General features: G+C 61.2%; 12 protein-coding genes and 1 tRNA gene. 7 read left to right on the top strand and 6 right to left on the bottom strand.

Translation table 11 applies throughout. The features are described 5' to 3' along the window. Positions 1-128: 128 nt before the first annotated feature. Positions 129-204, top strand: a tRNA-Lys gene (locus K0F85_RS23260). Between the two features lie 4 nt (positions 205-208). Here the strand turns inward: K0F85_RS23260 and K0F85_RS23255 are convergent. After that, positions 209-1,045: a helix-turn-helix domain-containing protein gene (locus K0F85_RS23255; RefSeq protein ID WP_219118298.1), complete on the bottom strand. Its 837-nt coding sequence runs from the start codon at positions 1,043-1,045 to the stop codon at positions 209-211. A 66-nt stretch (positions 1,046-1,111) separates the two neighbouring features. Here K0F85_RS23255 and K0F85_RS23250 point away from each other — a divergent pair, with 66 nt between their 5' ends. Further along, positions 1,112-1,369: a hypothetical protein gene (locus tag K0F85_RS23250; RefSeq protein WP_219118297.1), complete on the top strand. Its 258-nt coding sequence runs from the start codon at positions 1,112-1,114 to the stop codon at positions 1,367-1,369. Between the two features lie 68 nt (positions 1,370-1,437). Further along, on the top strand, positions 1,438-2,040 hold the full coding sequence (locus tag K0F85_RS23245; RefSeq protein ID WP_219118296.1) for a YigZ family protein: 603 nt from the start codon (positions 1,438-1,440) through the stop codon (positions 2,038-2,040). Between the two features lie 3 nt (positions 2,041-2,043). Here K0F85_RS23245 and K0F85_RS23240 read toward each other — a convergent pair whose 3' ends face one another. Together K0F85_RS23240 and K0F85_RS23235 are read right to left on the bottom strand one after the other, a co-directional pair. After that, on the bottom strand, positions 2,044-2,433 hold the full coding sequence (locus tag K0F85_RS23240) for a hypothetical protein (protein ID WP_219118295.1): 390 nt from the start codon (positions 2,431-2,433) through the stop codon (positions 2,044-2,046). Between the two features lie 10 nt (positions 2,434-2,443). Beyond that, positions 2,444-2,821, bottom strand: a complete 378-nt coding sequence (locus tag K0F85_RS23235; RefSeq protein ID WP_219118294.1) for a nuclear transport factor 2 family protein — start codon at positions 2,819-2,821, stop codon at positions 2,444-2,446. 277 nt (positions 2,822-3,098) lie between these two features. Here K0F85_RS23235 and K0F85_RS23230 point away from each other — a divergent pair, with 277 nt between their 5' ends. Next, positions 3,099-4,499: an L-cystine transporter gene (locus K0F85_RS23230; protein ID WP_219118293.1), complete on the top strand. Its 1,401-nt coding sequence runs from the start codon at positions 3,099-3,101 to the stop codon at positions 4,497-4,499. Between the two features lie 305 nt (positions 4,500-4,804). Here K0F85_RS23230 and K0F85_RS23225 read toward each other — a convergent pair whose 3' ends face one another. The 3 genes from K0F85_RS23225 to K0F85_RS23215 all read right to left on the bottom strand — a co-directional run bounded on the left by K0F85_RS23225 (position 4,805) and on the right by K0F85_RS23215 (position 9,874). Continuing rightward, positions 4,805-8,026 (bottom strand): efflux RND transporter permease subunit, encoded by a 3,222-nt coding sequence (locus K0F85_RS23225; protein WP_219118292.1) that lies wholly within the window; start codon positions 8,024-8,026, stop codon positions 4,805-4,807. Positions 8,027-8,029: 3 nt separating this feature from the next. Next, complete coding sequence (locus tag K0F85_RS23220; protein ID WP_219118291.1) at positions 8,030-9,208, bottom strand: efflux RND transporter periplasmic adaptor subunit; 1,179 nt, start codon at positions 9,206-9,208, stop codon at positions 8,030-8,032. Between the two features lie 240 nt (positions 9,209-9,448). After that, complete coding sequence (locus tag K0F85_RS23215; protein ID WP_219118290.1) at positions 9,449-9,874, bottom strand: divergent PAP2 family protein; 426 nt, start codon at positions 9,872-9,874, stop codon at positions 9,449-9,451. Positions 9,875-10,118: 244 nt separating this feature from the next. On the opposite strand from K0F85_RS23215, the gene K0F85_RS23210 reads away from it, so the two are divergent. From K0F85_RS23210 to K0F85_RS23200, 3 genes are all read left to right on the top strand, one after another. Beyond that, positions 10,119-11,198, top strand: coding sequence for a DUF475 domain-containing protein (locus tag K0F85_RS23210; protein WP_219118289.1), 1,080 nt, complete (start codon positions 10,119-10,121; stop codon positions 11,196-11,198). Positions 11,199-11,298: 100 nt separating this feature from the next. Further along, positions 11,299-11,874, top strand: coding sequence for a TerD family protein (locus K0F85_RS23205; protein ID WP_219118288.1), 576 nt, complete (start codon positions 11,299-11,301; stop codon positions 11,872-11,874). A 64-nt stretch (positions 11,875-11,938) separates the two neighbouring features. Beyond that, positions 11,939-12,655 (top strand): TIGR00266 family protein, encoded by a 717-nt coding sequence (locus tag K0F85_RS23200; RefSeq protein WP_101480265.1) that lies wholly within the window; start codon positions 11,939-11,941, stop codon positions 12,653-12,655. Positions 12,656-12,670 lie beyond the last annotated feature (15 nt).

Here is a 12,670-nt window from a genome sequence, read left to right as displayed (position 1 = left end):
AGCGGACTTTTAATCCGTTGGTCGCAGGTTCGAATCCCGCACGGCCTACCAAGAATTTGCAGTCCGTTGCATGCCGCCATGGCAAGCATCAGCGCACAGCGTTACCGCAGTTGTTGTAAAAAGTTTTTGGGTCGTTAGCTCAGCTGGTAGAGCAGCGGACTTTTAATCCGTTGGTCGCAGGTTCGAATCCCGCACGGCCTACCAAATGCTATGAAGAAGCCAACCGTTCGCGGTTGGCTTTTTTGTTTTTGCGCGGCAACAATTCCACCTGCTCCCCATACCTGCCCGGCGTCACTCCCATCACCCGCTTGAACATGGCAATAAAGGCGCTGACGTTGTCGTAGCCCAGGTCCAGCGCAATATTTGTCACGGGCTGGCCGGCAGCCAATAGTTCCAGGGCGCGCAGGATGCGGGCGCGTTGGCGCCAGGCCGAGGGCGTGAAGCCCGTCTCGCTCGTGAAACGGCGCGCCAGGGTGCGCGGCGACACGCCGGCCCAGGCGGCCAACGCTTCCACGCCCCGCTCGTCGGCTAGGTCATCGAGCATGGCGCGCGCCACGCGCAGCAGGCGCGGGTCCGTGGGCAAGGGCAAGCCGAAGGGCTCGTGCAGCGTGGCGGCGATCTCGTCGAGGATCACGCCCGCCACCCGGGCCTGCCGCTCGTCTAGTGCCTGCAGCGCACCATCGCCCCAGCTGCTGGCACGGTCCACCGCTTCGCGCAGCAAACCCGAGACGCGCATCACGCAAGGCGCCGCAGGCAAGCTGGCGCAACTGGCTTCGTCCACATACACGCTCCAGCCCGCAAACGGGCCATGCGAACGCAGCGCATGGACGTGGTGGGGCGGCATCCACACGCAATGGCTGGCCGGCACCACCCACTGCCCGCTGTCGGCAGCAACGGAAAGCAAGCCCCGCATGGCGCCGAACAACTGGCCGCTGGCATGGCGATGCGCCGCCGTCACCCGTTCCTGCGGCTGTGCAATGCGTATGGCACGCAACGGCAGCGACTGCGTGGGCAAGATTGGCGGATTTGACGTATTGAATGACATAAACAACGCAGGCAAGACAATCCCGCCATCATACAGTGGAATCTTTCCATCGTTCAGGAGCTCATCATGCGTGCAGAAGACGTATTAGCCGATCAACAAAACCAGGGCCAGTTCAATGGCGTCACCGTGCGCAAGGGCACGGTGGCTGCCTTCCTCGCCAATGCCAGGCTGTGGCTGGACGAGACCGCCAGCGTCGCAGAACGGACCATTGCCGAGCGCGACATCCTCGACGCCCTGCCCGCCCTGCACGCGCTGGGACTGTTCGACATTGTGCAAGTGCGCGACGCAGCGCTGAGCGAACTGGTGGCCCGCCCCGCCGCGTGAGCGGGCACAGGCTCGTACCCGGCGCGCATTTCCTCTATCATGCTGCTTTGCCCGCCTTCGCATCCGCCATGCCGTTTACCATTGCCACCCCCGTCCACAGCGAACTGATCATCAAGAAAAGCCGTTTCATCGGCTGTGTGCAGCCGATGACGGACCGCGCCAGCGCGCAGCAGGTGGTCAATGACTTGAAGGCGCAGCATCCGGGCGCCTGCCATGTGTGCTGGGCCCTGCTGGCGGGCGGGCAGTCGGCGGCCGTCGATGATGGCGAACCGAGCGGCACGGCCGGGCGGCCCATGCTCGACGTGCTGCGCCACCAGGACCTGGAAGGCGTGCTGGCGACCGTGGTGCGTTACTTCGGCGGGATCAAGCTGGGCGCGGGCGGCCTGGTGCGCGCCTACACGGATAGTGTGGCGCAGGCCCTATTGCAGGCGGAAAAAACGGCCATCGTGCGCCAGCGCACCCTGCGCTGCACGCTGCCATATGCGATGGAAGGCATGCTGCGCCGCGAGCTCGATGGCGCCGGCGCCACCCTGCTGAACGTGGCACACAGCGAGGCCGTGCTGTTCGACTTCAGCCTGCCTGAATCGGCTGCCACCGCCCTGCTGGCCCATCTGCATGAGGCGGGCAATGGACGGATCGCCTGGCTGAAAGTGGAAGACAGCACGGAATAAATCCTAGAGATTGGTTGGCCGCTTGACCTGCAACAAGATGAAATGCGTCCACGCCAGCGCCGGCAGTACCAGCAACAGCAGCATCAGTCCGGCCGGCATGTCCGGCACGAAGCGCACGAAGCAGGCAAGAAAACCGGCGATGGCCAGCCAGAAGCGCCAATTGAACGCATACGCCTTGCGCGCCACCGTTGCCAGGGCGATGCGCCAGAATTCCAGCAAGGCCCACAAGCCCCCCGTCAGCAATAGCGCGGCCAGGGCATTCGCGCCCGGGGCGTCGGCCCAGCTGCGCACCAGGTGGTACAGCAGCACGGGGTAGCCGGCCGTGATGGCCAGGGTGGCCGGACCAGCGGCGATGACAGCTTCAAACAACTGCCCTTTGGAACGATGATCCACTCAACCACTCCTATGCCACGACGCCCGAATGGGCGGCGATCACTTGCAGCGCGCCGGTCGCATTCTGCGCCCATACGCGCGTAAAACGGAAGTCGCCATGCGTTTCCACGTCGTGATAACTGCCCGTCAATTGCATGTGCACGGAGACCACGGCCACTTGGCCATTGACGCGCACATGGCGCTCGGAGGCGCGCAGATCGGTGATGGTCAGCAAACGCTGCTCGTGTGCGGCCAGGTCCGCATGCTTGCTCAGCAAGTGCCCCAGGTGATTGGTGAACAACAAGTCGTCGGCCAGCAACGCATTTAGTACAGCCACATCGGAGGCCATCATGGCCAGGCGCAAGCGCTCTTCCGCATCGAGTACTTGAGCTTCCGTTAAAGCATTCATCTTTTTCCTTAAAAAATAGCACGCCAGATTAGCAAACGAACAAACGTACCATGCTGGCATGAAATCTTCCTTTTCACAATCGTCCGGCAGACCTATATCTGCGCTTATGCCTGTGCAGCATATTTATATAGCGTAATATTCGCAGCGGTATTGCGCAAAACGCCCCCATAGTCCTGTACAGTGCTTGCCCTTTCGCCCCGGGCTGGGGCAGCAATTACTTGTAGTAAAGTTCTCATGCTCTCTGCAGTCTCGAATAAAACCAAGATAAGGCCCCTTCATGGCAATTAACATCATCCTGAACCTGCTCGTTGCGCTGATCGTCTTCGCTTTCATGTTCCAGCAGCAACGCAAACACGCGACATTTACCGTGCGCGTCTTCACGGGCCTGGGCCTGGGCGTGCTGCTGGGCGCGGCCGCGCAAGCGCTGTATGGCGCCGGTTCGCCCATCATCGCGGGCACCAATGAATACGTCGACATCGTCGGCAGCGGCTACGTAAAACTGCTGCAAATGATCATCATGCCGCTGATCATGGTCTCCATCATTTCCGCTATCCTGAAACTCAAGGACGCCAGCTCCCTCGGCAAGATCAGCGCGCTGACCATCGGCACCCTGCTCATCACCACCACCATCGCCGCCGCGCTGGGCATTTTGATGGCCAAGCTGTTCGGCCTGACGGCTGTCGGACTGACGTCCAGCGCCGCCGAAGTGGCGCGCGGCGTGCAGCTGCAAGGTTCGCTGGAAACAGCGAAAGCCCTGTCGCTGCCGAAACTGCTGGTCAGCTTCGTGCCGACCAACCCCTTCCTCGACATGACGGGCGCGCGCAAGACGTCGACCATCGCCGTGGTGGTGTTTTCCATCTTCATCGGCATCTCGGCCACGGGCATCGCGGCGAAGAAACCGGAAATCTTTGCCTCTTTCGAAAGCTTCATGAAAGTGGCGCACGCCATCGTCATGCGCATGGTCACCCTGGTGCTGCGCCTGACGCCCTACGGCGTGTTCGCGCTGATGTTTGAAGTGGTAGCCTCGTCGAGCTACACGGACATTTTGAAATTGATCAACTTCGTCGTCGCCTCGTACAGCGCGCTGATCCTGATGTTCCTGGTGCACCTAGCCATCATCGCCGGCGTCGGCCTGAACCCGCTGCGCTTCGTGAAAAAAGTCTTCCCCGTGCTGGCTTTCGCCTTCACCTCGCGCACCAGCGCCGGCTCGATCCCGATGAGCGTGCAGACGCAAACCCAGCGCCTGGGCACGCCGGAAGGCATCGCCAACTTCGCCGCCTCATTCGGTTCGACCATCGGCCAGAATGGCTGCGCCGGCATCTACCCGGCCATGCTGGCCGTGATGATCGCCCCCACCGTCGGCGTCGACCCGTTCACCGTCAGCTTCCTGCTGCCCTTGCTGGCCATCATCACCATCGGTTCCGTCGGCGTGGCCGGCGTGGGCGGCGGCGCCACGTTTGCCGCCCTGATCGTGCTGTCGGCCATGGACTTGCCCGTCGCGCTGGCCGGCTTGCTGATCTCCGTCGAACCGTTGATCGACATGGGCCGCACGGCCCTCAACGTGAGCGGCTCGATTACGGCCGGCACCGTCACCAGCCGGGTCATGGGCGAAACCGACCTGGCCGTCTACAACAGCGACGACGCGCCCGACCTGGACGAAGCGGAACACGCCGCTTAAGTCCGCTAGCAGCGGCGCGACTGGTTCGCCACCCTCCCCCATCACAACAACCGAGCGTCGTGCTGTGTTCGCCGTAATTGCGGGCACAGCAGACGGCGCAAGCCATGCTGGCACGCAGCGATGCGGACGGCGTGCGCTCCGTGGTGGCCGACGAGCGCCTGCGCTCCTCGACCGCCTGCCCGTGCACAGCAGCGCCAGACAGCCGCTAAAAAGCGCCTCGACGGCCCTGCCTCAAACGACAAAGAGCCTTCCGAAGAAGGCTCTTTGATTTGGCACAAGTACTACGCAGCAGAAGCTGGCGAGACTTATTTTTGCAGGCTGACCGACACCGCTTTCGGCGCGCGGCGTCCCATCAGAAACAACACGGCCTTTTTCAACATGCGATAGACGAAGCGCACCAGCAGCAGGGTCAGCACGCATTCAAGCAGGGTCAGTATCATGGCCACGGCCACCGGCATGCGCGCGGCGCGGCGGTGGAACTTGGCCACGGCGCCATCACGGGCGATTTCGATGCTGTCATAGAAGGTCGGCACGACCAGCAGGGTCAAAATCGTCGAGGTGATGGTACCGCCGATGATGGCGATCGCCAAAGGACGGTAGAACTCGCCGCCTTCGCCCAAGCCCAGCGCCACGGGGAACATGCCGGCGATCAGGGCAAACGTCGTCATCAGGATGGGACGCAAACGCATGCGGCCTGCATACATCAGCGCGTCTTCGCGGCCATGGCCCTCTTCTTCGCGCTTGCGCGCCGCGTCGAGCAGCAAGATGGCGTTCTTGGCGACCAGACCCATCAGCATGATGATGCCGATAAAGCTCATCAGATTGAGGGTGTTATTCGTGATCACCAGCGCCACCACGACACCGATCAGACTCAGCGGCAAGGACATCATCACGGCCACGGGCGCGGTGAATGAACCAAACTGCATCACCAGGATCAAATACATCAGGCCGATGCCCATCACCAACGCGATCAGCATTTCCGTGAACAGCTCTTGCTGGTCCTGGCCGGCGCCGCCGAGCGCCAGGCCGTAGCCGGGCGGGAAGTCGATGGACTTGGCCAGTTTCATGGCGTCGGTCGTCACTTCGCCGTTCGAGCGGCCTTGCGCATTGGCCGACACGGTAATCGTGCGCTTGCCATTCTTGTGCTCGATGCCGGACGGGCCTTTGCCCATGGTAATGGTGGCGATCTGGTCGAGCGGCACCATTTGCGACGTGCCCGTCACGCTGATCGGCAGGCGCTCGATGTTTTCCGACGCCACGCGGTCATCGGGATGCAGGCGCACGGCCACATCGCGCGTTTCACCCGTCGGATCGACCCAGTCGCCCACTTCCACGCCGGCAAACGCCACGCGCAACGATTGCGCCGCATCATTGACGGAAATGCCCATCGAATTGGCCAGGCCACGGTTGAGCTCAATCTGCAGCTCGTTCTTCGGGTCTTGCTCGGACAGGCCCACGTCGACGGCACCGGGAATGGCGCGCAGCTTGTCCATGTAGGCATTCGTGATGGCCATCAGCTTGCGCGAATCCGGACCCGTAAATTCCACCTGGATCGGTTTTTGCGAACCATTGCTCAAGTCATCCTGCACCACGTATTCGGCGCCCACCAGGCGCGACATTTTCTCGCGCAGCTCGACGGCGATTTCCTTGGCCGAGCGCTTGCGGGTGTTGCGCTTGCCGATGTCGACATACACTCTGCCACCGCCCGCATTGATCGAGCTATTGGTATCCTTGGTTTCAGGCAAGGTGCGCGCCAGCACGGCCGCCGCTTCCAGTTTCAAACGCGAATACTCGATGCTGCTCGACGAAGGCGTGCGGACATTGATCATCAAGTTACCCGAATCAGATGCCGGCAAGAAACTCGTGCCGCCATGCGTGGCGTGCAGGGCGATGGCGCCCACCAGGCTGCCGAAAGCGATGACAGCCATCCAGCGGCGGTGATGCAGTGCCCAGGCAATCACGCGGCCATAACGGTCGGCCTGGTGGTCGAACCAGTGGTTGAATTTTTCCAGCACGCGGCCGATACCTTTTTTCGGCGCCGAGTGTTCCTCGACCGGGTCGCCCCAGTAGGCCGACAGCATGGGATCGAGCGTAAACGAGATGCCCAGGCTGACCAGCACCGAACACGTCACCGTCAAGGCAAACGGGCGGAACCATTCGCCAGAGATGCCGGGCATGAAGGCCACGGGAATGAAGACGGCGATGATGGAGAAGGTCGTGGCGGCCACGGCCATGCCGATCTCGGCCGTGCCTTCCAGCGCGGCCGTGCGGCGGTCCTTGCCCATCTGCATGTGGCGCACGATGTTTTCGCGCACCACGATGGCATCATCGATCAGCACGCCGATGGCCAGCGACAGGCCAAGCAGGGTCATGAAGTTCAGGGTAAAGCCGCACAGCCAAACGGCAATGAAGGCGGCAATCACGGACGTTGGCAGGCTCAGCGCCGTGATCAGGGTCGAACGCCACGAGTTCAAGAAAGCGTAGACGACGAAAATCGTCAGCACGGCGCCCAGCACCAGCGATTCGATCACATTATTCAGGCTATGCTGGGCGTTTTCGCCGCCGTCGCGCGTCACTTGCAGGATCGTGCCTTTCGGCAAGGTCTTGTTAATTTCCGCCACCATGTCGCGGATCTTGTTGGCCACGCTGACGGTGGAGGCGTCACGCACGCGGGTGATCGACATGCCCACGTTGGGCTTGCCGCTGCGCATGCTCAGGCTGTTGACTTCGGCAAAGCCATCCTGGATGGTGGCCACTTGGGCCAGGCGCACGATTTCCTCGCCGCGGCGCTTGATCACCACTTTCTCGAAGTCGGCAGGCGACTCGATGCGGCCGACGAGGCGGATACTTTTTTCGTCCAGGATGCCGCGCACCTTGCCCACGGGCGCATTCGTGTTCTGATTGCGCAAGGCGGTGACGACGTCGCTGACGGACACATTGTACTCACGCAATTTTTCCGCCCGCAGCAGCACGGACAGTTCGCGCTTGAGCGAACCGCCCACGTTGACCAGCGCCACGCCATCGACGGTGCGGAAGCGGTCAGACAGGACGTCCTCGGCCAGGCGCGAAATTTCCGCATGGCTTTGCGAATTCGACGACAGGGCCAGTTGCATGATCGGCTCGGCAGCCGGGTCGATGCGCTGCAAGATAGGCTCGCGCATTTCCGTCGGCAACTTGTAGCGCACGGCGGCAATCGCATTGCGGATATTGTCGGACGCTTCGATCAAATTGGTATTGAAGGAAAACTTCAGGAAGATGCTGGCCGAACCTTCATTCGAATCGCTGTTGACTTCGGTCACGCCGGAAATGCTCTGCAACGATTTTTCCAGGCGGTTCACCACTTCGCGCTCGACCGTATCGGGCGAGGCGCCAGGGTAAGGAATGCTGACGACGATGAAGGGCACTTCGACGTCCGGGTTCTGGTTGACGCGCAGTTTTTTGAGCGCCAGCAAGCCGACGCACATCATGGCCAGGATCAGGACAATGGTGGCGGTGGGCCGCTTGATACTGAAATCGGAAAGGAACATGGCTTAGTTTCCTTTACCGGCAACGGCGGCGCTGCTGCTGGCCATGGCGGCGGCCGGCGCGGTCTTGCCGGCCGTCAATTCCACTTTCTGCCCATCCTTGAAGGTCGAACCGGGCGTGCGCAGCACGGTGTCGCCGCTGGCCAGGCCGCTTTGCACTTCCCACTGGCCCGTGCGCACATCGCGCGCGCCGATGCGCAGTGTGACTTTATGCAAAGCCTTGTCCTTGACTTTCCACGTGTACGTCACGTCGCCCGCCTTCACCAGGGCCGAGTCGGGTATCATCAGCGCACTGATGCTGTCTGTCTCGATGCGCCCTTCCGCATACAGCCCGGCCACGCGCGGTTGTTCCTTGTCATTGAAATCGACCAGCACGGCCACCTGGCGCGTGACGGCGTTGGCGGCAGGATCGACCCGGCGCACCTTGCCCGAGAAATCCTGGCCCGGATAACCATTGATGCGGAACAGCACGGGCTGGCCCACCTTGACGATGCCGATCTTGTCGGCCGACACCAGGCCTTCCAGGCGCATGCTGGTTGGATCGATGACCTTGATCAATTCCTTGCCGATTTGCGCCGTATCGCCATTCGACACCTTGCGCTCGCTCACGATGCCGTCAAACGGCGCGCGCACGAGGGTGCGCTGCAACTGCTGGCGCGCCTGGGCGGCGCGGCTCTTCGCGGCGGACAAATCGCTTTGCGCATTGTTGCGGCGAATTTCCGCGTCTTCCAGCGCCTGCGTCGACGTCATGCCCGAGGCGCGCAGGGTTTTCATGCGCTGGAACATGCGTTCGGACTGCTCCAGCACCTGGCCGGCGGCACGGCTGGCTTCTTCGGCCGAATTGAGGCTGTCGCGGATGGACGTTTCGTCCAGCCGCACCAGCACGTCGCCCCGCTTGACGACCTCGCCATTTTCCTTCATGACCTGGATCACCACGGCCGACACTTCGGCGCGCAAGTCCGCGTTGCGCTCGGGCTGCACGGAACCGGTGATGACGGGACCCGATGCCAGCGCATTGCTCTGTATGGTCAGCAGGTCTTCCGGCGATACCAGCAGATTGACGGCGGCGCTGGCCGTCTCATCCTTGCCCCCGTTGCCAGTGCCTTTGCCAGGATCTTTGGACTCTTTGCCGCAGGCGGCCAGGACAGAAGCAATTGCCAGAACAAGCAGGGTTTTGCGCAACATGGGTAATTCTCCGGATAGATAGCACCGCTAGCGTCCCGGCTCCCCGGATAGGGTAGCAGGCTGTAGCAGGCATTTATTTTTTATTAAAACCACAAGCGCCAAAGTATCCATGAGCGTGTCCGGGCATGTCAATCGGCCGTTTCCTGTAATGCCTTAATCAATGGATGAAACGTAGTTTTTACGCCCTGAAACGCAAAACCCCGCCTTCAAGCGGGGTCTTGCGTTTCAGGGGAAGCGAACTTAGCGGCCAAAAATGGTGTTGACCAGGAAACCGATGGCCACGCCCGTGCACAGGCCGCCGGCGATTTCCACCAGGGTATGGCCCATGCGCTCGCGCAAGGTCTTGTGCGCGGCGCTGGCCGCTTCCCCGGCCAGTCGGTTGATGGCCGCGGCCTGCTTGCCCACGTGCTGGCGCAAGCTGTTGGCGTCGATGATGACGATGAAGGCCAAAGTCACTGCCACGCCGAAGGCGGGATGGCCTATGCCTTCGCGCAAGGCAATCAGGGTTGCCATGCTGGAAACGACGGCGCTATGGTTGCTGGGAAAGCCGCCATTGCCGACCAGGCCGAACGCCCATTGCCGCGTGCGGACACTGTTGATCAGGAATTTGATCGGTCCGACCAGGATCCAGGTGATCAGGGGCGTGACGAGGTAAGCGATATCCACGGGGTATTCCTTCTTATATGTATAGAGTGTGCAAAAGACTGCGGCGGCCGGAGGGGCGCGCCGCAATTATCGCAGATCGTCCGCGCCAGCAAAACTGTCTGGCGTCAGCCTAAAAAACGCAGCTCCCGGCGGCAACTAATATAAAATCATGGCATATACAACAATTGACGTATATCAACACTGAGTGCGGCGCGCACAGCGGCGCGGATAATCAAACGTCTTTCACACTTGCAACGGGGTCCTCATGCGGCATTTCAGAATTTCCTTTTTAGTCACTTTTGTCCTGATGGCGGTGTCGGGCTGGTGGGGTTACAGCCATGGCGGCATGTCCGGCTTGATCCAGGCGCTGTGGATCACGGGCGTGCTGGGCGTCATGGAAGTGTCGCTGTCATTCGACAATGCCGTGGTGAATGCCTCGGTCTTGCGTCACTGGAATGCCTTCTGGCAAAAACTGTTCTTGACGGTCGGTATCCTCGTGGCCGTCTTCGGCATGCGGCTGCTGTTCCCGCTGGTCATCGTCTCGGTGGCCACGGGCCTGGGCCTGGTCGATGTGTGGACCATGGCCACCACGACGCCGGATGTGTATGCCAAGCACCTGACGGACAACCACGCGCAGGTGGCGGCCTTCGGCGGCGCCTTTCTGCTGCTGGTGTTCCTGAACTTCCTGTTCGACGACGAAAAGGAATTGCACTGGCTGGGCTGGGCCGAGGAAAAAGTCAATGCGCTGGGCACTGAAAGCCTGGCCGTGCTGATCACCATGGGCGCCGTGGCCGCCTGCGTGGCGATGGGTCCTGCGGAAGAAAAATACAGCGTGCTGGCCTCGGGCATCGTCGGCATCGCCGTGTATATCGGCGTGAACTGGATCAGCGGCTTGCTGGAAGAAGGCGAACCGGACTTGCAGGATGACGAAGAAGGCGCCGCGCCAGCCAAAAGCGGCAATGGCGATCTCGTCAAAACGGTGGCGCGCGGCAGCATCGGCGGCTTCCTGTACCTGGAAGTGCTGGATGCCTCGTTCAGCTTTGACGGCGTGATCGGCGCCTTTGCCATCACCAACGACGTCGTCATCATCATGCTGGGCCTTGCCATCGGCGCCATGTTCGTGCGCTCGATGACGGTGTTCCTGGTGCACAAGGGCACCCTGGACGAATTCGTCTACCTGGAGCACGGCGCCCATTATGCGATCGGCATCCTCGCCTTGATCATGCTGGCGTCCGTCAAGTACCATATTCCGGAGTGGTTCACGGGCCTGTCGGGCGTGGCTTTCATCCTGGTCTCGCTGTGGTCGTCCCTGCGTTATCGCAAACGGCACGCGGCACAAGCTTGAAATCGGGGGTTCCGCCCCCAATTGAGAGAGTAATGGCACGAGCGCCTTGCGCTCATCCCATGAAGGCATGTTTGAGTTATTTATTGAAAAGGAGCACCACATGGCAATCAGTTTGCAAAAAGGCGGCAACGTCAACCTGAGCAAGGAAGCACCGAACCTGAAGAAGATCATCGTCGGCCTCGGCTGGGATCCGCGTTCGACGGATGGTGCCACCTTCGACCTTGACGGCAGCGCTTTCCTCCTGAAGAACGACGGCAAAGTCCGTGGCGACTCTGACTTCATCTTCTACAACAACCTGAAGTCGACCGACGGCTCCGTCGTGCACACGGGCGACAACACGACCGGCGAAGGCGAAGGCGATGATGAGCGCCTCGAAATCGACCTGACACGCGTACCAAACGACATCGACCGCATCAGCATCACCGTCACCATTCACGACGCCGACGCGCGCCGCCAGAATTTCGGCATGGTCTCGAAAGCCTTCATCCGCTGCCTGAACGCGGAAGGCGAAAAAGAAATCGCCCGCTACGACCTGTCCGAAGACAGCTCGACGGAAACAGCGATGATCTTTGGCGAAATCTACCGCCACAACGGCGAATGGAAGTTCAAGGCCATCGGCCAGGGCTTCAATGGCGGCCTGGGCCCACTCGCACGCTCGTTCGGCGTCAACGCTTGATTTTTTCATAAGCTAAACGCAGCCGCCTGAATATCATCAGGCGGCTTTTTTTTGGAGATTTATCATGCCAGTATTTAGTGTCACGGGCGACGTCGATCCTTTCCTGCACGTCAGCATGAAGCAGGGCGAAACCATCTATTGCGAATCCGATGCGATGGTGATGATGGAAACGGCGCTGGACTTGAAAGGAAAGATGACGGGCGGCTTGGGCAGCGCCATCATGCGCCGCTTCGCGAATGGCGAATCGTTCTTCCAGCAGCATATCGAAGCGGTGCGCGGCAGCGGCGACTGCCTGCTCTCGCCTACCCTGCCGGGCGCCATCGAAGTGGTCGACGTGGGCGCGCGCCAATACCTGCTCAACGACGGCGCCTTTGTCGCCGCCACCTCGGGCACGGAGATGAAGGTGCGCACGCAAAGCATCGGCAACGCGCTGTTCGCCCAGTCGGGTGGCTTCTTCGTCATGGAAACGGCAGGCACGGGGCAAGTCGTGGTGTCGGGCTTCGGCTCCATGTTCCAGCTCGACGTCGAACCGGGCAAGGATGTCGTGATCGACAATTCCCACGTCGTCTGCTGGGACAATAGCCTGAAATACGAGATTTCCGTGACCACGGGTGGCGGCGCCAACGGCGGCGGCATCGGCGGCTTCCTCGGCAATATCGTCAACAGCGTGACCAGCGGCGAAGGCATTGTGCTGCGCTTTTCCGGTTCGGGCAAAGTGTTTATCTGCTCGCGCAACCGCGACGCATTTTTAAAATGGACGGCCAGCGGCAAGGCCGGCTAGTCCCCTCTCTCTAAG

The sequence above is a fragment of the Janthinobacterium sp. UMAB-56 genome (genome assembly GCF_900095265.1).
GTDB lineage: Bacteria > Pseudomonadota > Gammaproteobacteria > Burkholderiales > Burkholderiaceae_D > Janthinobacterium.
This window is presented reverse-complemented; position numbering and strand designations above follow the sequence as displayed.

Coding starts and splice junctions, on each gene's coding strand:
- K0F85_RS23255 (WP_219118298.1), bottom strand. CDS start 1,045: ATGTCATTCAATACGTCAAATCCGCCAATCTTGCCCACGCAGTCGCTG.
- K0F85_RS23250 (WP_219118297.1), top strand. CDS start 1,112: ATGCGTGCAGAAGACGTATTAGCCGATCAACAAAACCAGGGCCAGTTC.
- K0F85_RS23245 (WP_219118296.1), top strand. CDS start 1,438: ATGCCGTTTACCATTGCCACCCCCGTCCACAGCGAACTGATCATCAAG.
- K0F85_RS23235 (WP_219118294.1), bottom strand. CDS start 2,821: ATGAATGCTTTAACGGAAGCTCAAGTACTCGATGCGGAAGAGCGCTTG.
- K0F85_RS23230 (WP_219118293.1), top strand. CDS start 3,099: ATGGCAATTAACATCATCCTGAACCTGCTCGTTGCGCTGATCGTCTTC.
- K0F85_RS23225 (WP_219118292.1), bottom strand. CDS start 8,026: ATGTTCCTTTCCGATTTCAGTATCAAGCGGCCCACCGCCACCATTGTC.
- K0F85_RS23220 (WP_219118291.1), bottom strand. CDS start 9,208: ATGTTGCGCAAAACCCTGCTTGTTCTGGCAATTGCTTCTGTCCTGGCC.
- K0F85_RS23210 (WP_219118289.1), top strand. CDS start 10,119: ATGCGGCATTTCAGAATTTCCTTTTTAGTCACTTTTGTCCTGATGGCG.
- K0F85_RS23205 (WP_219118288.1), top strand. CDS start 11,299: ATGGCAATCAGTTTGCAAAAAGGCGGCAACGTCAACCTGAGCAAGGAA.
- K0F85_RS23200 (WP_101480265.1), top strand. CDS start 11,939: ATGCCAGTATTTAGTGTCACGGGCGACGTCGATCCTTTCCTGCACGTC.